20 protein-coding genes, 1 tRNA gene and 1 pseudogene are annotated in these 22,733 nt (G+C 67.0%); 4 read left to right on the forward strand and 18 right to left on the reverse strand.

The window, feature by feature from the left end; genetic code table 11:
- Positions 1 to 2: 2 nt before the first annotated feature.
- The 5 genes from VKT83_07055 to VKT83_07075 are packed head-to-tail and all read right to left on the reverse strand — an operon-like array spanning position 3 to position 8,108.
- On the reverse strand, positions 3 to 1,679 hold the full coding sequence (locus VKT83_07055) for a hydantoinase B/oxoprolinase family protein (GenBank protein HLY22213.1): 1,677 nt from the start codon (positions 1,677 to 1,679) through the stop codon (positions 3 to 5).
- Complete coding sequence (locus VKT83_07060) at positions 1,676 to 3,811, reverse strand: hydantoinase/oxoprolinase family protein (GenBank protein ID HLY22214.1); 2,136 nt, start codon at positions 3,809 to 3,811, stop codon at positions 1,676 to 1,678. The genes VKT83_07055 and VKT83_07060 overlap by 4 nt, the downstream gene beginning before the upstream one ends.
- Positions 3,812 to 3,821: 10 nt before the next feature.
- Positions 3,822 to 4,805: an agmatinase gene (speB, locus tag VKT83_07065; protein HLY22215.1), complete on the reverse strand. Its 984-nt coding sequence runs from the start codon at positions 4,803 to 4,805 to the stop codon at positions 3,822 to 3,824.
- Positions 4,806 to 4,850: 45 nt separating this feature from the next.
- On the reverse strand, positions 4,851 to 7,280 hold the full coding sequence (locus VKT83_07070; protein ID HLY22216.1) for an FAD-dependent oxidoreductase: 2,430 nt from the start codon (positions 7,278 to 7,280) through the stop codon (positions 4,851 to 4,853).
- Positions 7,281 to 7,289: 9 nt separating this feature from the next.
- The gene (locus VKT83_07075) at positions 7,290 to 8,108 is read right to left on the reverse strand and encodes an SDR family NAD(P)-dependent oxidoreductase (protein HLY22217.1); all 819 of its coding nucleotides are present in this window, start codon (positions 8,106 to 8,108) and stop codon (positions 7,290 to 7,292) included.
- A gap of 285 nt (positions 8,109 to 8,393) precedes the next feature.
- Here VKT83_07075 and VKT83_07080 point away from each other — a divergent pair, with 285 nt between their 5' ends.
- On the forward strand, positions 8,394 to 9,233 hold the full coding sequence (locus tag VKT83_07080) for an SDR family oxidoreductase (protein HLY22218.1): 840 nt from the start codon (positions 8,394 to 8,396) through the stop codon (positions 9,231 to 9,233).
- 23 nt (positions 9,234 to 9,256) lie between these two features.
- Positions 9,257 to 10,192 carry a M14 family metallopeptidase gene (locus VKT83_07085; GenBank protein HLY22219.1) on the forward strand — a complete coding sequence of 312 codons (936 nt, stop codon included), beginning with the start codon at positions 9,257 to 9,259 and terminating at the stop codon, positions 10,190 to 10,192.
- A gap of 9 nt (positions 10,193 to 10,201) precedes the next feature.
- Here VKT83_07085 and VKT83_07090 read toward each other — a convergent pair whose 3' ends face one another.
- The 8 genes and pseudogenes from VKT83_07090 to VKT83_07125 all read right to left on the reverse strand — a co-directional run bounded on the left by VKT83_07090 (position 10,202) and on the right by VKT83_07125 (position 19,226).
- A complete protein-coding gene (locus VKT83_07090; protein ID HLY22220.1) occupies positions 10,202 to 11,140 on the reverse strand; it encodes a succinylglutamate desuccinylase/aspartoacylase family protein in 939 nt (312 codons plus the stop codon).
- A 48-nt stretch (positions 11,141 to 11,188) separates the two neighbouring features.
- A complete protein-coding gene (locus tag VKT83_07095) occupies positions 11,189 to 12,067 on the reverse strand; it encodes an ABC transporter permease (protein HLY22221.1) in 879 nt (292 codons plus the stop codon).
- Positions 12,068 to 12,087: 20 nt separating this feature from the next.
- On the reverse strand, positions 12,088 to 13,098 hold the full coding sequence (locus VKT83_07100) for an ABC transporter permease (protein HLY22222.1): 1,011 nt from the start codon (positions 13,096 to 13,098) through the stop codon (positions 12,088 to 12,090).
- 65 nt (positions 13,099 to 13,163) lie between these two features.
- Entirely contained in the window at positions 13,164 to 14,681 is a 1,518-nt protein-coding gene (locus VKT83_07105; GenBank protein HLY22223.1) for an ABC transporter substrate-binding protein, read from the reverse strand.
- Positions 14,682 to 14,859: 178 nt separating this feature from the next.
- Positions 14,860 to 15,354, reverse strand: coding sequence for a DUF1801 domain-containing protein (locus VKT83_07110; GenBank protein ID HLY22224.1), 495 nt, complete (start codon positions 15,352 to 15,354; stop codon positions 14,860 to 14,862).
- Positions 15,355 to 15,602: 248 nt separating this feature from the next.
- Positions 15,603 to 16,699: pseudogene (locus VKT83_07115) on the reverse strand (IS3 family transposase).
- A 386-nt stretch (positions 16,700 to 17,085) separates the two neighbouring features.
- Positions 17,086 to 18,528 carry an FAD-binding oxidoreductase gene (locus VKT83_07120; protein ID HLY22225.1) on the reverse strand — a complete coding sequence of 481 codons (1,443 nt, stop codon included), beginning with the start codon at positions 18,526 to 18,528 and terminating at the stop codon, positions 17,086 to 17,088.
- Complete coding sequence (locus tag VKT83_07125; GenBank protein ID HLY22226.1) at positions 18,525 to 19,226, reverse strand: helix-turn-helix domain-containing protein; 702 nt, start codon at positions 19,224 to 19,226, stop codon at positions 18,525 to 18,527. Before VKT83_07125 ends, VKT83_07120 begins: the two co-directional genes overlap by 4 nt.
- Positions 19,227 to 19,395: 169 nt before the next feature.
- Between VKT83_07125 and VKT83_07130 the strand changes: the two genes are divergently transcribed.
- Positions 19,396 to 19,863: a cupin domain-containing protein gene (locus VKT83_07130; GenBank protein HLY22227.1), complete on the forward strand. Its 468-nt coding sequence runs from the start codon at positions 19,396 to 19,398 to the stop codon at positions 19,861 to 19,863.
- Positions 19,864 to 19,960: 97 nt separating this feature from the next.
- Here VKT83_07130 and VKT83_07135 read toward each other — a convergent pair whose 3' ends face one another.
- Entirely contained in the window at positions 19,961 to 20,311 is a 351-nt protein-coding gene (locus VKT83_07135; protein ID HLY22228.1) for a rhodanese-like domain-containing protein, read from the reverse strand.
- Between the two features lie 70 nt (positions 20,312 to 20,381).
- On the opposite strand from VKT83_07135, the gene ftrA reads away from it, so the two are divergent.
- Positions 20,382 to 21,425 (forward strand): transcriptional regulator FtrA, encoded by a 1,044-nt coding sequence (gene ftrA / locus VKT83_07140; GenBank protein HLY22229.1) that lies wholly within the window; start codon positions 20,382 to 20,384, stop codon positions 21,423 to 21,425.
- Here ftrA and VKT83_07145 read toward each other — a convergent pair.
- The 4 genes from VKT83_07145 to VKT83_07160 all read right to left on the reverse strand — a co-directional run.
- A tRNA-Arg gene (locus VKT83_07145) sits at positions 21,404 to 21,479 on the reverse strand. The two genes, ftrA and VKT83_07145, sit on opposite strands and share 22 nt — an antisense overlap.
- A gap of 48 nt (positions 21,480 to 21,527) precedes the next feature.
- Entirely contained in the window at positions 21,528 to 21,806 is a 279-nt protein-coding gene (locus VKT83_07150; GenBank protein ID HLY22230.1) for a hypothetical protein, read from the reverse strand.
- 81 nt (positions 21,807 to 21,887) lie between these two features.
- Positions 21,888 to 22,355: a cold shock domain-containing protein gene (locus tag VKT83_07155; protein HLY22231.1), complete on the reverse strand. Its 468-nt coding sequence runs from the start codon at positions 22,353 to 22,355 to the stop codon at positions 21,888 to 21,890.
- Between the two features lie 276 nt (positions 22,356 to 22,631).
- On the reverse strand, positions 22,632 to 22,733 hold a 102-nt coding region (locus VKT83_07160), incomplete at its 5' end, for an integrase core domain-containing protein (GenBank protein ID HLY22232.1).

Raw genomic sequence — 22,733 nt, forward strand, 5'->3', positions numbered from 1 at the left:
TCTCAGCGACGCGCGATCCGCACCGCGGTGCCGCGCTCGAGATCGACTGCGACCCCGTAGTCGGTCCGCGCGCGCTCGACGGAGACATAGCCGTTCCGCACGTCCTCCAGCACGCGGGCCGGATCGCGCTCCGACGGCGGCCCGTACCCGCCGCCGCCCGGCAGGCCGAGCGTGACTTCCGTGCCCGCGGGCAGAAGTGAGCGCGTCTTCGGCCGGACCGGCGCCGCGGGATCGTTCGTGGTGACGGTCCCGGGCCGGCCGGCCGCGCCGCCGAGCAGACCGGGCGCGGGGGACGCGATCCGCTCGTACAGACCCGAAAAGAGGAACGGCCGGTCCGTGCGGACGCCGATCTCCTGCACCTGGCCCAGCCCCCCGCGAAACTTCCCCGGGCCGCCCGAATCCTGGCGCAGCTCCCGCCGGCGAATGACCACCGGCGACAGCGCCTCGATCACCTCGACGGGCGTGCCGGCGATGCCGCTCGGAAAGGCCGTCGCCGACAGGCCGTCCCGCGTGGCCAGTGCGCCCGTGCCGCCGGCGGAGAACCACACGTACGTGAACGGCGCGTTCCGGCGCGGGTCGTGGCCGAAGATCTGCGTGTCCCACAATCCGTCGAAGCCCGGCGCCTTGACGCGGTCCGGCAGCACCTGGGTCAGCGCGCCGAAGATCGCGCTCGGCAGGAAATGGCCGACGAGGTGTCGCCCCGCCACCGCCGCCGGAAACTTGGCGTTCAGAATCGAGCCTTCCGGCGCCGTGACCTTCACCGGGCGGAAGCTGCCTTCGTTGTTCGGCACGTCGGGCGAGATGACGCACTTCACGGCATAGGTCGTGTAGGCATGCGTGTAGTTGAACGCCACGTTGATCCCTTGGCGCACCTGCGGCGACGAACCGGTGTAGTCGATCTCGAGGTCGTCGCCCCGGACGGTGACCGTCACGGCGATGTGGACGGGCGCGTCGAATCCGTCGCAGGTGAGCTCGTAGCGGTAGGCGCCATCCGGGAGGGCCGCGATGCGCGCGCGCATCGCGGCCTCGGACCGCTCGACGATGACGTCGGACAGCTGCTCGATGTCCGCGAGCCCGAACTCGGCGAGGAACGCGAGGAGCTGCTGCCCGCCGATCTCGTTGCCCACCACCTGCGCGTGGATGTCGCCGAGCACTTCCTTGGGCGTCCGGACGTTGGCGCGCAGTAAGTCGAACAGCGGCGTGTTGGGCCGGTCGCGATCGAACAGCTTCATGACCGGGATCTGCAGGCCTTCCTCGAAGATCTCGCCCGCGTCGGCGGAGAGGCCCCGGCCGCCGATATCCAGCGCATGACAGGTATTGCCGAAGAACGCCACGAGCCGGTCGCCCTGGAAGACCGGCGTCATCACGGTGATGTCGTTGAGCTGGGAGGCGGTCTTCCAGGCGTCGTTCGTGACCAGCACGTCACCGGGTCCGAGCGTGTCGAGCGGAAACGCCGCGAGAAAGTGGTGCATGCTGGTCGCCATCGAGTTGATGTGGCCCGGCGTCCCCGTCACCGCCTGCGCGATCATGCGGCCGCGCCGGTCGAATACCCCGGCGGAGATGTCGCCGGCCTCCCGCACCACCGACGTGAACGACGTCCGCATCAGCGCCGCGGCCTGTTCGTTCACCACGCCGACCATCCGGTTCCAGAGCACCTCGAGGAGGATGGGATCCATCATGACGCCGGCTTGGATTTCAGGGTTGCCGCGCGCCCCGTGTCTTCGATGACGAGGTTGAGCCAGTTGTCGATCCACGCCCGGGCGTCCGGTCCCACGACCACGGTCGATTCGCGTTCCTCCACGATGGCCGGCCCGGCGAGTTCGTGGCCTGGAGCAAGACGGTACCGGTCGTAGACCGGCACCTCCGCGAATCCGCTGCGTTCAGGAAGATACGCGGGCCGCCGTGTCTTGAGCGCCGCCGACGGGTCGCCCGAATCCGAGGCGGCGGGACCGCCGGTCTCGGCCGGCAGCCGCAGCGTGGGTTTCGGCCCGTGCGCGGCGACCCGCCAGCTCACCACGTCCACGGCCACGTCCGGGGCGGTGTGCCCGTAAATCGCCGTGTAGGCGCGCTCGAAGGCGTCGCGGAGCGCCGCTTCGGCGCCGGGCCCGAGCGGTACCGGCGGCAGGGGCACGCGGATCTCGTGCCCCTGCCCGCGGTAGCGCATGTCGGCCCACCGGCGAAAGCCGATCTGATCATCGGCCACCGTCGTGGACAGGATCCGGCGGCCTTCCTGCTCCATCTCGCCGACGGCGGCGCGGACGGCGGTCCATTCGATCGACTCGACGCCGGTCGGGAGCGTGCGCACGAAGTCAAAGACGAGCGGCGCAACGAGAAACCCCATCGCCGACGCGACGCCCGCCCCCAGCGGACACACGACCGTCGAGCACCGTAGGATTCGCGCGAGGCGATGGGCGTGCACCGGACCGGCGCCGCCGAAGGCGAAGAGCGGAAAGCGCCTGATGTCCTTGCCGCGCTCCACGGCGTGCACGCGCACGGCCGAGGCCATGTTTTCGTTCACCACCTGGTGGATACCCCACGCCGCCTGCACGGGATCGAGCCCGAGCGGCCCGGCGACGCGCTCCTCGATCGCGCGCCGCGCGGCCTCGCGGTCGAGGCGCAGCCGGCCGCCGAGGAAAAACTCGGGGTCGAGGTAGCCCAATATCAGGTCCGCGTCGGTGACCGCCGGCTCCGTGCCGCCGCGGCCGTAGCACGCCGGGCCGGGATCCGCGCCGGCGCTGTCGGGGCCCACCGTCAGGAGGCCGAGACCGCTCACCCGCGCGACACTGCCCCCGCCGGCGCCGATCTCGATCATCTCGATCGCCGGCACCTTGATCGGCAGTCCGCTGCCGCGCTTGAAGCGATACACTCTCGCGACCTCGAACTCCGGGGCGGTGAGCGGCTCGCCCCCTTCGACGAGACACGCCTTCGCCGTGGTGCCGCCCATGTCGAAAGACAGCAGATCGGGACGTCCCGCGAGCGCGCCGTGGTGCGCCGCGGCGAGCGCGCCGGCCGCCGGACCCGACTCCACCACGCGGATCGGGAACCGGGACGCCGTCTCGACCGAGCAGATGCCGCCGGTGGACTGCATGATGAACAGCGGCCCGCCGATGCCCATCCCTTCCAGGCGCTCTTCCAGCCGGCTGAGATAGCGCGCGGCAAGCCCCTGAATATACACGTTGGCCGCGGTGGTGCTCGTGCGTTCGTATTCCCGGATCTCCGGCACGACTTCGTGGGACAGGGCGCAGGCCCACTCCGGCGCGGCCGTCCGGATCAGCCGCCCCACGGTCTGTTCGTGCGCGGGCGCGCGGTAGCTGTGGAGGAAGCAGACGGCCACCGCGTCAATGTGTTCGCGGCGCAGCGTCTCGACGAGGCGCCGTACTTCTTCCAGGTCGGGCGCCGCTTCCACGGTCCCGTCCTCGAGAACTCGCTCGCCGAGTTCGTAGCGGAGATACCGGGGCACAAGCGGCGCCGGACGTTCGATAAACAAGTCGTACATATCGTAGCGGTGCTCGCGGGCGATTTCGAGCGCGTCCCGAAACCCTCGGGTCGTGATGAGGGCCGTACGCGCCCCCGTGCGTTCGATCAGTGCGTTGGTGAGCAGCGTGGTGCCGTGCACCACCGCGCTCACCTCGCGCGCCGCGGCGCCCGCCGCCTCGAGCAGGTCCCGCACGCCCTGCACGACGACGCCCGCCGGGTCCGCGGGCGTCGTCAGGACCTTGCCGACCTGAAACACTGTCCCGAGATCGTCGAGCAGAATCAGATCGGTGAACGTCCCGCCGATGTCGACGCCGATCCGGAGGGTCGCGGGCATCCGGCGCCGGCTAGGCGCGGCGGGGCTGCGCCGCGGGCTTCAGGACCGGCTGCCGCCGGCCGTGATTCACCGCGAAGACGGCGGCGATCTCGAACAGCAGCTGCGCCGCCACGATCGAGGTGACGTCGTTGGTGTCGCAGGGAGGCGACACCTCGACGAGATCGGCGCCGACCAGTTGGAGGCCGGCGAAGCCGCGAATGATCTGCATCGCCTGCCAGGTCGTCAGCCCGCCGATCTCCGGCACGCCCGTGCCCGGGGCGCACATCGGATCCAGTCCGTCGATGTCGAACGTGAGGTAGACCGGCGCGTCGCCCACGGTCGCCCGCATCTCCTCGACGATCGGCTCGACGCCGCGCCCGTGGATCTCGTCGGCGGTCACGAGGTGGTAGTGCTCGCGCGACCAGGCGAGGTCGTCGGGGTAGAAGAGGCTGCCGCGGATGCCGAGCTGCACCACCTTGGACGGCACGAGCAGGCCGTCCTCGTGCGCCCGGCGGAAGGGCGTGGCGTGCGTCAGCCGGGCGCCGAACTGCGTATCGTGCGTGTCGGTGTGGGCATCGATCTGGACGACCCCGACCGGTCCGGTGTGCCTGGCCACCGCCCGCAAGATCGGATACGTGATGCCGTGGTCGCCGCCGACGGCGATCGTCCGGCACCCCGCCGCGTAGATCGCGTCGAACTCCCGCGTGATCGAATCGTAGGTCTTCTCGATGTCGAACGGCGTGGTCAAGACGTCGCCGTAATCGGCGATCCGGATGCGTTCGTGCACCGTCACCTCGTGCACGGGATGGTGCAGGCGCACCGCGCTGGAGGCCGCGCGGACCGCCCGCGGCCCGAGCCGCGCGCCGACGCGGTACCCGGCGCTCGTGTCGAAGGGCACCCCGACGTACGCCACGTCGAGCTGCCGCGGATCGGACACGTGGGGCATGCGCATGAACGTCGCGATGTTGCCGTGCCGCGGATACACCATGCTGTCGACCGGCTTTGGAAAAGTCATGCTTCGCGCCCCCTCGATGCGGAGATGTGCGCCTCGGCTCCGAATTCAGCTCCGGAGACGAAGCCCCTTCGGGTCGTACAGGGGCTCGCGGGACACGGTCGCGGGGTGGCGCCCGCCGAAGTACTCGATCTCGAGAGACGTGCCGGGCGCGGCGTGACTGGGCGGCAGATAGCCGTACGCGATGCCGCGGCCAACCGTGTAGCCGTAGTTCGCGCTCGTCACGTATCCCAAGACGCGCTCGCCGTCGAGAATGGGTTCCTTGCCGAGCACCACCCTCCCCGCGTCGTCGAACGTCAGGCAGCAGAGCGTGCGGGCTAGACCCTGCGCCTTGATCCGCAGCAGGGCCTCACGGCCGTGAAACTCGCCCTTGCCAAATTTCACGGCGAACCCGAGTCCCGCTTCGAGCGGATTGTGCTCGTTCGTGATATCGGCGCCCCACAGCCGGTAGCCCTTCTCGAGCCGCAGCGAGTCGAAGGCCCCGACGCCGAGCGGCACGAGACCGTGCGGGCGGCCAGCTTCCCAGAGCGCGTCCCACAGCCGCAGGCCGTACTCGGTGTGCGCGTATATCTCCCATCCCATTTCACCAACGTACGAAACGCGGAGCGCGAGGGCAGGGATGGTGTGGAGCGTAATGGCGCGCGCCGCGAAGTACGGAAACGCCTCGTTCGACAGCGCGTCGGCACAGACGGCGCTCAACACCGCCCGGGCGTTCGGTCCCCACAGTCCGACGCCGCAGTACATCGATGTCACGTCCGTCACGCGGACGGTGCCGTCTACCGGCGCGTGCCGGCGAATCCACCCCAAGTCGCGCGGGCCCACGGCCCCGCCGGTCAGGACCAGGAAGCGGTCCCGGTCGAGGCGCGTCACCGTGAGGTCGCACATGATACCGCCCCGATGATTGAGCATGGACGTGTAGATGACTCTGCCTTCGGGCTGATCGATCTTGTTGGCGCACAGGCCCTCCAGAAAATCGAGCGCGCCGGGCCCCGCCACTTCGATCTTCGTGAACGGCGTGAGGTCGAAGAGCGCTGCGGCGCTGCGGGTGGCCAGGTGCTCGGCGCCCTGGATCGGCGACCACTCCCGCGCCTCCCAGCCCGCACGGTCGGGAACGCGCCGGCCGTTCAGCAGCCGTTCGTTCCCGGCAAACCATTGGGGACGCTCCCACCCCGCAGTCTCGAAGAACACCGCGCCCTGCTCGACCTGGCGGCGGTGAAAGGGGCTCACGCGCAGACCGCGGGGCTGCTCCATCTGCTGGAGCGGATGCACGATGTCGTATACCTCGCGGTACTGCTGCACGGCGCGGGCGCGGACGTAGGCCGGCGCGAGCGCGTGCGCGGGGAAGCGGTTCAGGTCGCATTCGTGCAGGTCGAGGCCGGGATCACCTTCCGCCATCCACTCTGCGATTACTTCACCGACGCCGCCGGCGTGCGTGATCCACACGGCCTCCGCGACCCAGAGGCCGCGGACGTCGGACGCCTCACCGAGCAGCGGGAAGCCGTCGGCGGTGAACGAGAACAGGCCGTTGATGCGGTACGGCAGCGCGGCATGGCGCAGCGCCGGGAGCAGGTCGGCGGCCGCCTCCTCCGCGGAGGCGAAGTGTTCGGGTGTAAACGGCATGACGGCCGGGTTCGGGAGCGCGTCGGGATCGACCGGCAGCGGCTCGTGGCGGTACGAGCCGAAGCCGTAGCAGTCGGCGTGCTGACGAAAATACATCGACCGGTCCTGGTGCCGCAGAATCGGGTGGGCGACTTCCCGGGTCTCGCCGCTGAGCTCGGGGAGCGGCGCGGTACGGGCGTACAGATGCTGCATCGGCTCGAGCGGCACGGTGACGCCCGCGAGACGGCCGACCCGCGGGCCCCAGATGCCGGCGCAGAGCAGCACCTGTTCCGCCGCGATACGTCCACGACGCGTCGTGACGCCGCGTACCCGCCCGGCGCCGGCGTCGATCGCGGTCACGGGAGTCCCACCGTGGAACTCGACGCCCCTCGTTTCGACGAGGCGCGCCATGCGCTCGCAGGCGCGCACGGCCTTGGCGATGCCGTCATCCGGCACGTAATACACGCCGAGGATCTTGGATTCGTCCAGCAGCGGCAGCCGCTCGCGCGCCTCGGCGGGGGACAACAGAGCGCTCTCGAGCCCCCACGCCTTGCCGAGCCCGCGCCGGCGCTTGAGCTCCGCCCATCTCGCCGGAGTGGCGGCAACTTCCATGCTGCCGGCGGCATAGAAACACGGCTCGCCGTCGCCGCCGAGCCGCCCGTACAATGCGACGGTTCGCCTGGCCAGCTCCGTCATCGTTCGGGAGGGATTCGTTTGAAACACGAGGCCGGGGGCGTGGCTTGTGGATCCTCCGGTTTCGAACAACGGCCCCTGGTCCAGCACGACGATGTCCCGCCAACCCTTCGCGGCGAGATGGCAGGCGGCGCTGCACCCCACGATCCCGGCGCCGATAATGACGAGCCGGGCGTGCCCGCGCATGGCCGGCCGCTACGGGGTCTTGGCCATCAGCCCGTAGAAGGCGTCGACGCTCGGGCCCTGCACCGCCAGTTTGCCGGCGGAGTAGCCGCCGTCGACGCAGAGCACCTGCCCTGTCACGAAGCGCGCGCGATCGGACGCGAAAAACAAGACCGCGTCGGCGATTTCGTCCGGCGTGGCGAGCCGCCCGATCGGCACCTGCGCGACGAACGCGCGCTGATACTCGGGCGTCTGCTTCGAACGCGAGATCCCGGAGATATCGGTCAGCCCCGGGGACACGACGTTGACGGTGATGCCGTGGGGCCCCATCTCCATGGCCATGACCCGCGCCAGTTGAATTTCGCCCGCCTTCGACGCGGCGTGAGGACCGCCGGTGACGCGGGCGTTGTTTCCCGACGTCGACCCGATCAAGATAATGCGCCCGCCCTGCCCCTGCGCGATCAGCCGGCGGCCGACCGCCCGGCTCAACACAAAGGCGCCCCGCAGCTGGACATCGACCTGCAGATCCCACTCGTCGTCGGTCAGGTCCACGATCTTCTTGTGCACACCCACCCCGGCGCCGTGCACGAGAATATCGACGCGCCCGCAGCCTTCCACGACGCGGTCCACCATGGCGTTCACCTGCGCGCTGTCGCGGACATCGGTGCGGATGAAGCGGACGTCGCAGCCGAGTTCGGCCAGCTCCCGGACACGCGCCTCCGCCCGTTCCTCGTCGACGTCGGCGATCACGCCGCGGGCGCCCTCCCCGGCAATCCGCCGCACGATCACGCCGCCGATCCCCTGCGCCGCGCCCGACACGATCACGACCTTGCCCGCAAACTCGCCGGTCATCGCCGTCCCCCTCGTCAGCTGATGGCGTCGCGCTGAAGCGGCGCCGATCCCGCCGCAGGGTCTTGTGGCACCGATCCAGAAATTCTCCACTGAAGACTGCCGGTGATCTATTAGACCGCCCTCGTTGATGAACCTGCCGGGCCGCACGTTGGACCCCCGGTTCCCGATCACTCGAGCGAAGGACGTCGTTGCCGTCCGTGAGTCCTGGGCGACTCGCGTTCCAGGAGCACAACGCCCGCCGGCGGCCCGACCAGTTGCTCCACCATGTCAAGGAGGGACCAGACAATGATGCCGCCGCACAAACGGGTGGCCCTCGTCACCGGCGCGGCGCGCGGCCTTGGCTGGGGAATCGCGCGGGCGTTTGGCCGCGCCGGAACGCGGGTGTGCGTGACCGATATCGACGACAACGAACTGGCGCGCTGCGGCCGGGACCTGGCCGCGGACGGCGCCGAGTTTCAGCCCTACGTCTTCGACGTCGCCGACCTCGCGGAGTGGAGGCGGGTGGTGAAGGACGTCGTCGATCGCTGGGGCCGATTGGACGTCGTGGTGCACAACGCGATCTACATGCCGCTCGTCACCTTCGAGGCAACCACGCCGGCGGAATGGTGGCGCCAGATCAACGTCGGTCTCGGCGGGCTGTTCAACTGCGCGCATGTGGCGTGGAATCAGATGAAGGCGCAGGGCGGGGGCCACATTATCGGCATCGCCAGCGGCTCGAGCATTCGCGGTTATCGGGAAGAGATCGCGTACTGCGCGATCAAGCACGGCGCCGAGGGATTCGTCAAGGCGCTGTCGCTCGAAGCCCGCGCCTGCAATATCGCCGTGAACGCGATCGGCCCCGGTGCCCGCATCAAGCCGACGCGCATGACCTGGGCGGAGTACGACCGGGCGCCGGCGGAGGTCCGAGCCGGCTGGGCCGACCCGGTCGAACTCGGCAAGGCCTACGTGTGGCTCGCCGCCCAGCCGCCCGGCCGGTTCAATGGATATCGCTTCGACGCCGCCCCGCTGGTCCGGACGCTCGCCCGCGAGGGAGCCGACTTTGAATTCGCGCCGGAGAAGGTCACGCTGTATCCGGACGATTTTCGAGCGCGCCAGCACTGGTACGAGGAGCAGGCCGACCAATGACGGATACCCGAGGAGCCGCCGACATGGATACCATCTATGACGCGTTGCGCTGGCACGAAGTCCAAATCACCGGGCACGCCGCCGCACGGCACATCCCCCTCACGTACGGCGAAGCGGGGACGGCCGGTCCCCGCGCGACCCTCATCGCGGGAACGCATGGGGACGAAGGGCCCTGGTCCGCGCTGGCGATCAAGATGTTGTGCCGGAATCCGCGGGCGAAGCTCACCGGACGCCTGCGCGTCATCTTCACCGCCAACGCGCTCGCGGCCGAGGTCGAACGGCGCAATTCCTGGATCGATTCCCCCAACTCGCTCGACCTCGACGCCTTGTTTCCGGGCAACCCGGAAGGATCGCACTCCGACCGCCTCGCGGCCGTCATCGCCCCGCTGGTCGCGGACAGCGACGTGGTGATCGATCTGCACGGCGGGGGCACGTGGTGTGTCAACGCGTTCGTCAAACGATTTGAGGGCTCCGAGCAGCTTGCCGCCGACCTCGGGGGGCCGTTCATCAGCAACGCCCCGAACAAGAAAGGCGGGCTGACCACCTACGCGCGCTCGTTCGGCGTCAAAGTCGCCAACGTGGAGGTCGGCGGGCGTTCGAGCAAAGAAATGTATTGGGCCGAGCGCAACGTCAAAGGTCTCGAGCGCGCGCTCTGCAACCTCGGCGTCCTGGCGCTGGATGCCCCGCCTGCCCCCGCTGAGAAAGCCGTGGATGTGGGCCCGACGAAAGCGCTGCGCGCCAAGACGGGCGGGATTTTCGTGCCGGCATTGCGCGAAGAGGCCGTGGGCACGATCGTCCCGATCGGAACCGAGCTGGGCAGGATTCTCGACCTGCACACCCTTGCCGAGCTGCAGGTGTTCACCGCGCCGTACGAACAGACGGCGATGATGCTGCTGCGTCCGCAAATCTGCACCGTTGAGGGATCCGCGTTGATCTACGTCGCCGCAGAACCGGTCTAGAGGACTCCCTCACTGCCCGTCTGCGGTCGTCAGATCGCCCATCATGTACCCAAAGTCCCCGGGATTGATGCGGCAGGGGACGGGCCGGATGAGGACGGTGATACTGCGTTCGAAGGGCGCCCGGAGTGTTTCCAGCTCCTTGAAGGAATACGGACTGAACGTACGGCCCAAAACGGTCCCTTTGGGAACCTCCGTGTGGAGTGTCGTGACCTCCGGCAGCAACAGGCCGCCGGCACGTGGCCGCAGGGTCGTGAGGGCGTTGAGGACGATCTGCGTCGGGGGCGCGGTGGGCGGTTCGGGGAGCATCCCGATCTGCCGCATCACGTTGATGAGACCGGCCACCCCGCGCCGCACGTAGTCGGACTGGTCGATGCCTCCGCCTCCCAGCTCCACCGTGACCGTCGGGATTCCTCGCCCCACCGTGTAGGACGCCGTGGAGCCTTGGTAGCCGTATCCGGCCGGCGGCCGGAACAGCACCGTCGAGCCGAACGCCCTCGACAAGTTCTCCGCGTTCGCGAGATACACGTAGTCAACCGTGGCGTGCGCGCCGCCTGCGTGCAGATCAACGTAGTAGTCCACCCGGCTGAGGAACTCTGCCACGAGCACCTCCGCGAGTTGGTGCGTCAGAAACCCCTCGCCGTCTCCGGGAAACACACGGTTCAGATTCTGCATGTCGAGCGGCGTGTGCCGTGTGATGGCTTCGTAGGCGAGCGGATTGGCGACAGGCACAACCAGGAGCCGGCCTTTGAGCCGCGCCGGTTCCACTTGTTGCAGGAAACGGTAGAGGATCTCGGTCGAAACCTGCTCGTCGCCGTGCAGACATGCGGAGAGACCGAGCGTCGGCCCCTCGCCCGCCTGTCCTCGGAGCTCATGGATCACGACCTGCAGTTCGGCCCCGCTTGCCAGGGTGGCCACCGGAACCACCTTCGGTTGGGTGATCAACGCCACTGTCTTCCTCCCTAGTCTCGGCGTGGGAACCCCGGCGACCGGTCGTTCCTACATTTGCCGTCCCCCTTTGATTCCAAACGTCTCGTACAGGACGTCGCCGAAAAAACTGAAGACAAGGACGGTCACAAACATCGCCAAACCGGGAAACGTCACCGTCCACCAGTAGGAGAAGAAGTACGGACGTGACGTGGCAATCATGCTTCCCCACTCCGCCGTCGGCGGCTGGCTGCCCAATCCCAGAAAACTCAGGCTCGCGGTCAGCAGGATGGCGTAGCCGACGTCCACCGTCATCCGGGACACGATGATGCCCCAGCACTGCGGCAGCACGTGCCGAAAGAGGATTTTCGCATCGGAGACGCCAACCGCGTGCGCCGCCTCGATATAGAGCATCGCTTTCACGGTCAGCACGCGGCTGCGAATCAACCTCGCGTACGTGGGCCACCAGACGATCGCGACCGCGATCACGGCGTTGCGCAGGCTCGGGCCGAGAGCGGCGGTAATCGCGATCGCGAGCACCAGGCCTGGGAACGCCAGGAACAGATCGGCGAGGCGCATCAGGATGTCGTCGATGACCCCGCCCCGGTACCCGGCGACCGACCCGATCAAGATCCCGAGCACCATGGAGATCAGCAGGACCATACCGGCGGCGGCGAGCGAGACCCGAGTGCCCCAGATCGTCCGGCTGAGGATGTCTCGGCCGGTCTCATCGGTTCCAAACCACACACCCGCCGACGGCGGCTTGAACGCCTGCGCGAGGTTCAGGGTATTGGGATCCGCCGGGGCCAGCACGGGTGCGAAAATACCGGTGGCGACGATGACCGCCGCGGCGATCCCCAGCGCCGCGGCCGGGACGTGCCTTGCCCGCAAGCGCCTCGCGGCGCCGAGGCCGGCGCGGGGAACCGCGCGGCTACGCGCCGTGACCGCCATCGGACGGCTTCACGTGTGCATCACTGATATTTGATTCGCGGGTCCAGCCATAGGTAGAGCGCGTCCACGAGCACGCTCATGACGAGAAACGCTACGGCCAGCACGACAGTGACGCTCATGATGGCGGGGAAGTCCAGGGTCTTGATCGATCCGACGGCGTAGCGCCCGATCCCCGGCCACCCGAAGACGACCTCCACGATCACCGTGCCGCCGAGCAGAGCACTGAACTGCATCCCGAGCGTGGTGATGATGGGAATGAGCGCGTTTTTTAGCCCGTGCCGATAGACCACCAAGAAGCCGGACAACCCCTTGCTGTGCGCCGTGCGGATGTAATCTTCTCCGAGCACCTCCAACATGATCGTCCGGGTGAGCTTCACCCCGACCCCTAACCGGGAGGCGACGGTGGCGACAACGGGCAGCGCAAGGTGGCCGGCCGCGGACCACACCGCCGGCCAGTTCGCGGTCATGACGCCGTCCACCAGATACAGGCCGGTCATCCGGACCGGAGGCGACACCAACGGATCGAGCCGGCCCGTCGCCGGCAGCCAGCCGAGCTGGCGGTAGAACGCAAATTGGAGCAGCATGCCGAGCCAGAACGACGGCAGTGCGACTCCCGCGACGCTGAGCGCTCGAATCACGTAATCGCCGGGTCGCCCCGGGTTGACCGCGGCGATGATGCCGAAGGCGATCGAACAGGCTGTATAGACGATCATGACGACGACCGCCAGTTCGGCGGTCGCGGGAAGGTACACGTCCAGATCTTCGTGCACTGGCCGCTGGGTCTGAATGGAGCGGCCAAAGTTGAAGGACGCCAGGTCGCGCAGGTACGAAACGTACTGGGCGGCGAGCGGCCGGTCCAGCCCCATCGACTTTCTGAGCGTCTCAACGGCCTCGGCGCTCGCCTCGGGGCCCGCGGCGGCCCGGGCGGGATCGCCGGGAATCAGCCGTGTCAGACAAAACGTCATCGCGGTAATGCCGAGCAGCACAATCACCGCCCAGGCACCGCGTGCAATCAGAAACCGCCACGACATTCGCTGCCTCGCGCGGAGGCGACGCCGTCCGCGTCATCCGGCCCAGGATGGCGGCCGGCGACCGGTCAGCTCAACCACACAGGGTAGAACTGAAAGACCCCGCTGTAATCGAAGGGATGATACAGATAGTTCATGACGCGCTCCCGGACCGGCTCGACGATCGGCGTCGCGAAGGCCAAAAAGACCACGGGCTGATCGTCGATCACGAGGCTCTCCGCCTGGCGCCACAGTGCGATCCGCTTGTTGGGATCGCGCTCCCGTTCCGCCGCATCGAGACGGCGATCCACCTCGGGGTTCTGGTACCAGGCAAAGTTATAAGGTTTCCCCGCGCTGTCGCTGCCGAAGATTTGGCGAATGTAGCTGCCCGCGTCGGCGGTCAGCGGGGACTGCGTCAGGTGGGGCCCGGAGAGCGGGGCCGTCTCGAGCTTGGCGATCTGCGCGTAAAACACGCCGGGCGGCGGCGAGTAGAGAAGGCTCGCGTTGACGCCGATCTCCTTGAGGGATTGCTGAAAAATGAGCCCCATCTTGCGCCCCTGCTCTTCTTCTTGGTTCACGTCGAGTGCGGTTTCCAGGCCCCGCGCGTAACCGGCCTCGGCCAGCAGCTTCCGCGCCGCGGCTACATCCCGTCCGACTTTCGGCCGTGCCCGATCGTACCCGACAAACCCGGGCGCAAGGAACCCGTTCGGCACCTGCTCGTTGCCGTAGTAGACGTCCCGCAGCGCGTCGTAGTTGAACGCGAGTGCGAACGCCTTCCTGACCCGTTTGTCGCGGAGCGGCGAGTTCGGTTTTTGCACATTCATCGGGTAGAAGAACGTCCGGTAGGTCGGACTCTTCACCAGTTTGACCCCTGGAAGCTTGGCCAGGTTCTCGGGCGGCTCGTCCGGACCGATCGAGTACAGGTTCATCATGTCGACTTCGCCGCGGGCGAGCATGAGCTTCTGCGTGCCGGCGTCGGGCACGATGCGAATCAGCACGCCGTCGACATGCTGGGCGGGCCAACCCTTCCAGTACGGGGAGTGCCGCCGCAGGGCGATGAACTGGTTCTTCTCAGCCTGCGACACGGCGAACGGTCCCGTGCCGTTGATGTTCGCCGCGAACCACGCCCGGCCGTCGTCGGCGTCCGCGGCGTGCGCCTTGCCGTGCACGAATATCTTGGACAGGCCGTAGATGAAGGTCGCCGACGGCTGGAGCAGTGTCACCCGCACGGTCATCGGATCGACGATGTCGATTTCCTTCATCTGGCGGAGGAAAATCGCCGGGCCCTGCGCGATCTTCTTGACCCGGTCGAACGAGCGCTTGACGGCTTCCGCGTCCAGGGTGGACCCATCGTGGAATTTCACGTTTGAACGAAGCTTGAACGTGTAGACGGTGAGGTCCGGCGAGATCGTCCATGAGGTGGCGAGGGCAGGCATGAGGTTCGCCGTCCCACGCTGGTACTCGACCAACCCCTCGTACGTGTTGACAAAGATGCGGTAATGAGGGCCGGCGACGCCGATCGCTGGATCAAACGTCTCCGCGTAGAACTGCAGCGCGACGTTCAAGATATTGCCGCGGCCCTGGGCTGATGTCGGCCGAGTCGGCACCGCCGCCGTTGCGATTCCGACAGCGGCGGCCGCAGCACCGGACTTAAGGAGAGTCCGCCGCGTTAGCCTCGATTTGTGCGGCAGCGATTCGGATTTTCTCACAGCGGACTTTCTGCAGCCGTTATCATGACGTGCTCCCCCGCGCCCATTGACCTCCACGGAGACCGCGGTCCCGCCGTCAGTAGTTCGGGCGACGTGGAGCAACCCCTCCTCGGGCCGCGGTGGATGCGATGGCAGGAAGGTTCACGCCTGCAATCCTCGTTCTTGCGCTTCTGCTTTTTTGTCTTCGAAGGCTCTCGTTCAGGGTCACCGCTGCACGAATCAGCGTCCTGAAAGCCTTCTCGTCAATCTCGTCTCCCTCATGGATGACAATGGCGCGCAAGAGATTGCCTTCGAGGCCGGCGTTGAAGAGGCCGTTCGGGTCCTTGAGAGAAGCTCCCTTGGCGAAGGTCAGCCTCACGTGGTTCTTGTAGGTCTCGCCGGTGCAAATGATCCCGTCGTGAGACCAGACCGGAACTCCAGCGGGGTTCGACGGCTTCTTCCATTTCCGCTCCTCGACCGCTTCGGGGTCGGCTTGCTTGATGAGCGCGCGAAACCGCGACAGCGTCTTTCCACGCCAGTCGCCTTGGTGCGAGGTGCGCTCCTTTTTCTTCACCGTCATCAAACTCTTCATGCACCGGTCCTCTGGGTGCCTTTTCCCTCTGTCTTTATCAGTTCTTCCCTTCATCGTCTATCTCGTGGAGGGCTTTCATTTTCCTTGATTCGCGGGTCCTAACGCGGGCGGCATTCTTAGATGCTCCAAAACCATGACCTGCCCCCTGTAAAGTGGTCCATCCGAAATGAGACGCGCCTCCGTGGTTGAGCTGCTCCCCAACCTTGGTCCAGTCCTGACCTGCTCTGCGGCGCCTGCTGAAGTCGCCGTCACTGCGTCGCGGCCGCCAGCCATCGAGCTGCGAACACCTCCGGCGGGGATCGTCTAAGCTGGAGTGCGGTCTCGTTTTGTTGTACTCCTCGCGCCACCCCGCAATGACGTCCCGAGCCTCAGCCACGCTGCCGAACCAGTGTTGGTTGAGGCACTCATCCCGCAGCCGTCCGTTGAAACTCTCGATGTAAGTGTTCTGTACCGGTCGCCCCGGGGCGATGAAGTCGAGCTGGATGCCCTCCCGGTGGGCCCAGGCATCGAAGTGGCGAGACGTAAACTCCGTGCCGTTGTCTAGCGTCAACACCGCCGGCTTCCGTCGTTGCGCGATGGCCCCGTTGAGGGCCGCGGTCACGGCGTCTGCTGGCAGATGGGCGGCGACCTCGACCCACACGCACTCCCGGCTGAAGTGATCGAGCACGGTCAGGATCCGGATGCGCTGCCCCGTGGCCAGTTGATCCGCCATGAAGTCGATGCTCCACTGCTGATTCACCCGCCCGGGCGCCGGTGGGAGGACCCGGAGCCGTGCGGCCAGCTTTTTGCGGTGTTTGGTGCGGACGGCGAGGCCTTCTTCCCGGTACACACGGAGCACCCGCTTGTGATTGACGGTCCAGCCTTCACGCCGCAAGAGCACCCAGAGCCGCCGGTAGCCATAGCGCGGCCGGCTCATCGCCAAGTCGCGGAGCCGCAGCCGCAGGGCGGTGGCCGGGTCCCGTCGCGGGCGATACCGCTGGGTACTCCGCGGCCAGCCGAAGGCCCGACATGCGCGCCGCTCACTCACCCGGTACCACTCGGTGGCTCGGTGGATCACGTCGCGCCGCACGGCGGGCCTCAAAGTTTTTTTCGGAGCACGTCTTGCAGCATTTGCTTATCGAGTGAGAGCTCGGCGACCATTTGCTTGAGCTTGCGGTTTTCGTCCTCGAGCTGCTTCAGCCGCGCCACTTCGCTCACGGACAGCCCGCCGTACTTCGTGCGCCAGGCATAGATCGTCTTCAGGCTCACGCCGTACTTGCGGGCGACCTCCCCCACCGGGGACCCCGGCTTCCGCTTGCTTGACCGCATAGACGATCTCGGTCTCCGTGAACCGCGATTTGCGCATCCCAGGCCCTCCCCAAAGGGTAAATTTTGAACCTGGGACTGGACCACCTTTTGGGGAGGACGTCAACGTCAGGACGTGGGTCCGGACAGGAGACCACACTGTTGCGTTAACGTTGCTCTTCATCCGGCACAATGCGGCGGGCGATTTCATCGGCACGAGGAAAACCCGGGCGACAGTAACGCTGAACGCGAAATTCGATGGGTTCACCGGTTCGGGAAAGAGTGAGCAATTCGACGCTCAGGGGATGTCGGTTCAATCGTACAACTTTACGGCGCGGGGAACGCGCATCCGCGTCGAATCCCCGTGATGAGTGTCAGGCGGGACGGGCAGTAGCGATAAGAAGGGCGAGAACGAGTCAGAACCTCTGACCCGCTCCCGCCCAATCTTCAAGGAGAACGAAGGGGCGAAGGGCCCCTGGGCTTGATGTTTTGGTTCAGGCAAAAGAAATTAGTGGGATCGTAGGCGGTTTTCAGCGCGACCAGTCGCGCGTACCGATCCTCGCCGTACGCGGCTCTGACACGGTCCTCCCCTTCGTCGCCGAGGAAGTTCACGTACACGCCGCCGGTGGACAGCGGCCGCAGCGCTTCCGAGAATCGGCGCGTCCACGCGACTTCGGCCTCGAACCCGACGGCGCTCTCGCACACCGCGTTGATGTTAACGCTGTACTGTGCCGTGCGCCCACCATACGCGGTGGCGTTCTCCGCGGTCCGAGCGATGGCGCCGCCTAACTGGAACAGGATCGTGTACGAACGGCGGGACTGGGCCGCCCACCCGTGGCCGAGCATTACGTCAATCGTGTCGTCACTGAGGCCCGGCAAGTCGTGGGATTTCCAGTAGTAGTGGAGCCCGTGTGGAACGGTCGCATCGAACATCGCCTGGTGCGCGGTGTATTGCATCGGCCGGATCGCATCGACGGCCGGGGGCCCAAACGCACGTAGCGGGGCGAGCACCCGTTCACCGTCCCCGATCGGCCCGGCGTAGCACGCGGCGATGCTGAGAACCGGCGCGCCATGAAGGCGTTCGGGGATAAACGGCAGCGCTGGTGCATGCCTCAGTGCAACGATCGTCGTGAGTTCGTCCGGCGCCCCGGCGGCAAAGTCGCGATAGAAGCGCAATGCGTCGCGCGTCTGCTCGTCGGTGTACAGCACGACGCCGGCGAGGACGGTGGGGCCCACCGGGTGGAGCCGGAATTCGAACGACGTGACAATGCCGAAGTTTCCACCCCCGCCCCGGACGCCCCAGAAGAGGTCCGAATGCTCTTCGTCGCTCGCTGTGACCAGCCGCCCGTCCGCCGTCGCCACGTCCGCAGACAGAAGATTGTCGCAGGTCAGTCCGTGCTTGCGCATAAGCCACCCGATGCCGCCGCCCAGCGTGAGCCCGGCCACCCCCGTGTGCGTAACGATGCCCCCGGGTGCTGCGAGACCAAATGCCTGCGTCTCGTGGTCGAATTCCCCCCAAAGCAGCCCCGGCTCGGCCCTCGCCGTCCGTCGTACGGGATCGACGTGCATGCCCTTCATCGGCGAGAGGTCGATCACAAGACCACCGTTACACGTGGCCGTCCCGGCAACGTTGTGGCCGCCGCCCCGCACCGCTGTAAGCACGCCACGCTCCCGGGCCGCCCGCACAGCGCTGAGGACGTCGGGTGCGCCGGTGCAACGGGCGATCAGGGCCGGACGCTTGTCAATGGCGCCGTTCCAAATCCGGCGCGCCGCATCATAACCCTCATCGCCAGGCCGGAGCACCGCTCCGCGAAAACCGGGTCCAAGTTCCCGGACAGGATTCGCGCGCGCCTCTTTCGGCGGCGCCCCCCGTGCTGCGGCCTCGGTCATGCCCCCGCGCCCCTCGCCGCCGCCTCTCGCACAGCCGGCGCGAATGGGCTCCACTGCAGCCACCGGGGGAGGACGCGGGTCAGGGCCGGCGGTCCGTCGACTTCGATCAAGCCCTCCCGCGTCGCGGCAATCCAGGTCGTTCGGCCCAGCCAGACCTTATACAACGCGGCGAGATCGGCGCCGACGTACAGGTCGCTGTCAAAACCGGGATCCGTGAGGCACAAGGAGACCTCGGGCTTCTCGATCACCAGCCAATGGGGGCGAGGACGTTTCATCCCGCGGAAGTCGAACCGGATCACCACACGCCGAAGCGGCACCAGCGCGAGGTCGATACGCCGGCGCATCCGCCAGAGGAGGAGCGCCGGATCAAGTTCGTCCGGCCTGGGATCTCCGAATGCCCACTTGGCGCCCCACTCCCCCAGGCTCTGGATGACCGCCCTGAGCTCCTTACCGGCGCCGGTCAGATAGTATCCGGCGCTCGCGCCATCGGATGGGGTCCGACGTTCGACGATGCCGGCGTGCTCGAGCCGCCGCAGCCGTTCCGCCAAGAGCGGCCGCGAGATGCCGGGGAGGCCGCGGTCGAGATCGTTGAACCGATGAATCCCGGCCAGCAGTTCCCGAATGATCAGCGGCGTCCAGCGATCCGCGATGATTTCGATCGCCCGCGCAACCGGACAATATTGGCCGTAAGGCTCCATGACCCGATTCTTCCACAACGCCCGACCGCTGACCAGTTCTGTTTTTACACTGGCACGCCGAGCGAGGAGAACCTACGATGCGGGCGTGGCGGGCCGCCTTTGACGGGCCGCCGACGCTCACACCGCGCTCGACCATGCCAGCGGAGTGATCCTCAGAGGAGGCAGACCGATGGAAATCAACAGACGGACATTTCTGACGCGGGCCGGCGCCGGATCGGCGGCCCTGGCGGCGCTGCCGTTGCTGCTTCAGGCCGACGAGCAGCGTGCGCGCGCAGAAGACATAGGCTTTAGACCTGCGGCGCTGCTCAAGAGCTCCACCACCGACACGGGGCAGCCGCTTGAGTTTCCCGCCGGTCCGAACGAAATCACGGCATTCGTCGTCGAACTCGCGCCGGGCGGAAAGCACGACCGTCACCTTCATCCGGTCCCGATATTTGCCTACGTGCTCGAGGGCACGCTCACCCTCGCCGTCGAGGGGCATGGCGAGAAGACCTATCCGGCCGGGACGGCCCACCTGGAACCGGTCAACACCTGGCACATGGACCTCAACCGGGGACAGACACGCGTCAAATGGGTCGCGGTGTTCATGGGACAGAAGGGAAAGCCGTTCGTGATCTCGGGGCCCAAGCTCGGCTGAGAACGCATATAGAGCATCGGTCCATGAGAACAAGGGAGGCCGTTTCTCAGCCTCCCTTGTGTCTTGCTGCCGTCCAAGTTGCCAGTCTCCTGACTTCTTATTCCAACTCGAACCCCTCCCACTTCCACCCCGCGATGCCCCCCAGCATCTTCTTCACTTTTCGATTGAGGCGCGCGAGGCGCACGGCCGCTTTATCCGCTCCGTTGCACTGGGGGCCGTCGCAGTAGACCACGAAGGCGACGCCGGCAGGGAATGCGGCGAGGTTGCGCTCGACGATTCGGCCGTGAGGCAGGTTGATGGCTCCGGGGACGTGGCCGGCGGCATAAGCTTCCGGGCTGCGGACATCCAGGAGGACGTAATCGGGCTTGCCGGATTTCAGGTCCTCGTGGACATCCCAGCAGTCGGTTTCGAATTCGAGCAGTTTTTCGAAGTGTTCGAGGGTTGTCATGGGATTACTTTCGCACGCCTGGGCGGCCGGGTCGAGAGGCAGAAATGCCAATATGTGTTAAAATCCTGCCATGGCGCTCCGCGATCCGCGCAAGCTTGCCGCCATGGCGTATGACGGCATGGGCACATTCGAGCTGGGAATCGTTTCGGAGGTGTTCGGGCTGTCCCGGCCGGAGCTGAACGTCCCCTGGTACGAGTTCCGCGTGTTCTCCCTGGACCGCACGCCACTGCGGGGCACCGGCGGGATTCGCGTCCAGGCGCCGCATGGGATGGGTGTGCTGCGAAGCGCTGGGACCATCATCGTCCCCGGCTGGCACGTGGACGAAGCTCCGCCCGAGGCGCTACTCCGCAGACTGCGGGTGGCGCACGCGGCGGGGGCGCGGCTGGTTTCGATCTGCTCCGGCGTCTTCGTGCTCGCGGCCGCGGGGCTGCTCGATGGCAAGCGGGCCACCACGCATTGGCGGTATGCGGACCGGCTGGCCGCGCGTTATCCACGCATTCAGGTGGATGTGGACCGCCTATATGTGGATGAGGGCAGCATTCTCACTTCGGCGGGCAGTGCGGCGGGGATCGACCTGTGTCTGCACATTGTGCGGCGGGACTATGGGGCGGAAGTTGCGAACTCGGTGGCGCGGCGCCTGGTGATGCCGCCGCATCGGGATGGTGGGCAGGCTCAATTCGTGGCCGAGCCGCTGCGGGACCGGCGCGAGGAGGGCCTGGCGCCGGTGCTGGCATGGGCGCAGGCGAATCTGGCGCGGGCGCTGCGGGTGGACGATCTGGCGCGGCGGGCCGCGATGTCGCCGCGGACCTTCGCGCGCCAGTTCGTGCGGCAGAATGGCACGACGCCGCACCAGTGGCTGATGCATCAGCGCGTGCTGGCGGCGCAGCGCCGCCTGGAGAAGACGGCGGAGAGTATCGACCAGGTCGCGGCGGCAGTGGGCCTGGAATCGGCGGCCACGCTGCGGGTTCACTTCGCGCGCGCCTTGGGGATTTCGCCGGCAGCGTACCGGCGGCGCTTTTCCACGGCAACGACTGGGCGGATTGAGGCTGAGAAGAGGTTCATTCGACCGCCGAGCCGCGGAGGACTAAGGCTTGGCGGGCCCGGAGGGAATTGAACCCCCGACCTGAGGCTTAGGAGTCCCCTGCTCTATCCACTGAGCTACGGGCCCGCTGGATTTCCATCATACACCATCCGCGGCCTTATCCCGCAGAGGAAGTCACAGAGGAACTTCAGCCCACATGGTCCCGGTCGCGTCGGTGTAAAGCGAGTCGAGCTTGATCGCGCGGAACTCGGGATCCCGGCTCAGCGTATCGAAGTGCGCGAACGACTCGATATCGTAGATGAAGAGACGGTTCGGGGTGCCGGAGATCGTCGACGCGTAGTAGCGAAAGTTCTTCCCGCCGTGCCGCTCGACCACGCTGCGCAGCTTGCGAAGCTCCTCCTTGGCCTGCTCTTTCTTGTCCGGGTGAATGTGAAAGCTCAGATGAACGATCACCCCACACCTCCGCTGGACGCCGTCCTTTGATTACGTGGTTGCGGAGGTTCGGCGCGGGCGGCCGCCGCTCCCCCGGCGGCCTCAGTCGTCGCCGGCGGACTCGGCGTGCGCGGGCTCTTCTTCCTCTTCGTCCTCGACCTGCGGCAGCCCGCGGCGATCGCCGTTCCCGCGGAGGGCGGGCCTGGGAATCGCCTCGATCCGGTTCGAACGGCCGGACGGCTGCCCGGCCTCGCGGCGCACGCGCACCGCCTTCGGCCGTCCGTCTCTGCCGGGCCCGATCTCGAACGACACCACATCGCCCGGATCGAGCGAGCGCAGTCCGGTCCCCTCGATATCGCTGTAGTGCACGAAGTAGTTGCGGTTCATCGCGTCACATTCGATGAATCCCCAGCCGTGTTCGAAGCGCGAGACCACGCCCGCATACCGGGCGCCGTTCTCGGCCGGCACCGCCTCGGCGGGCGCGCCGGCGTGTTGTTCGAGTTCGCGGACTCCGAGATGCGCGCAGAGCGCGCGCAGCATCCCTTCGATTCGGTCAAGCTGTCCCGCCATGATGCAAACCCCTCCACCACTAATAAACTGCGGACTCCGGCGCGCGGAGCGTCACGATGAAACGCAACACCGCTGTGGGGACCGGCGCGATCGGCGAGGACTCGCTGAACTTCGCGGGAACTCGCGTGAACTCGCGGTGCGGACGCGTTCCCCGTCAATGAAACTTTGCCCACCACCGGTAATCCACTAACACGTTCGCCGCCCTTTAGTCTACTAGCCTGCGCGGGAACGTCAAGGACATGTACTGGTCCAGTAGATCCGAAAGACTTTGCCTCCTCATGAGCGTGTGGCAGGCTGCGCCGCCTTCCAGCGGCGGATGTACTCGTTCGGAGTCAGGTAGCCGAGCGCCTGGTGCGGCCGGACGTTGTTATAGGTCTC

The organism is bacterium, assembly GCA_035308905.1.
Classification (GTDB): Bacteria; Sysuimicrobiota; Sysuimicrobiia; order Sysuimicrobiales; family Segetimicrobiaceae; genus DASSJF01.

Excerpts from the sequence above, each read along its gene's own strand:
- VKT83_07055 (HLY22213.1), bottom strand. The coding sequence starts at position 1,679 with ATGATGGATCCCATCCTCCTCGAGGTGCTCTGGAACCGGATGGTCGGC.
- VKT83_07060 (HLY22214.1), bottom strand. The coding sequence starts at position 3,811 with ATGCCCGCGACCCTCCGGATCGGCGTCGACATCGGCGGGACGTTCACC.
- speB (HLY22215.1), bottom strand. The coding sequence starts at position 4,805 with ATGACTTTTCCAAAGCCGGTCGACAGCATGGTGTATCCGCGGCACGGC.
- VKT83_07070 (HLY22216.1), bottom strand. The coding sequence starts at position 7,280 with ATGCGCGGGCACGCCCGGCTCGTCATTATCGGCGCCGGGATCGTGGGG.
- VKT83_07075 (HLY22217.1), bottom strand. The coding sequence starts at position 8,108 with ATGACCGGCGAGTTTGCGGGCAAGGTCGTGATCGTGTCGGGCGCGGCG.
- VKT83_07080 (HLY22218.1), top strand. The coding sequence starts at position 8,394 with ATGATGCCGCCGCACAAACGGGTGGCCCTCGTCACCGGCGCGGCGCGC.
- VKT83_07085 (HLY22219.1), top strand. The coding sequence starts at position 9,257 with ATGGATACCATCTATGACGCGTTGCGCTGGCACGAAGTCCAAATCACC.
- VKT83_07095 (HLY22221.1), bottom strand. The coding sequence starts at position 12,067 with ATGGCGGTCACGGCGCGTAGCCGCGCGGTTCCCCGCGCCGGCCTCGGC.
- VKT83_07100 (HLY22222.1), bottom strand. The coding sequence starts at position 13,098 with ATGTCGTGGCGGTTTCTGATTGCACGCGGTGCCTGGGCGGTGATTGTG.
- VKT83_07110 (HLY22224.1), bottom strand. The coding sequence starts at position 15,354 with ATGAAGAGTTTGATGACGGTGAAGAAAAAGGAGCGCACCTCGCACCAA.
- VKT83_07120 (HLY22225.1), bottom strand. The coding sequence starts at position 18,528 with ATGACCGAGGCCGCAGCACGGGGGGCGCCGCCGAAAGAGGCGCGCGCG.
- VKT83_07125 (HLY22226.1), bottom strand. The coding sequence starts at position 19,226 with ATGGAGCCTTACGGCCAATATTGTCCGGTTGCGCGGGCGATCGAAATC.
- VKT83_07130 (HLY22227.1), top strand. The coding sequence starts at position 19,396 with ATGGAAATCAACAGACGGACATTTCTGACGCGGGCCGGCGCCGGATCG.
- VKT83_07135 (HLY22228.1), bottom strand. The coding sequence starts at position 20,311 with ATGACAACCCTCGAACACTTCGAAAAACTGCTCGAATTCGAAACCGAC.
- ftrA (HLY22229.1), top strand. The coding sequence starts at position 20,382 with ATGGCGCTCCGCGATCCGCGCAAGCTTGCCGCCATGGCGTATGACGGC.
- VKT83_07155 (HLY22231.1), bottom strand. The coding sequence starts at position 22,355 with ATGGCGGGACAGCTTGACCGAATCGAAGGGATGCTGCGCGCGCTCTGC.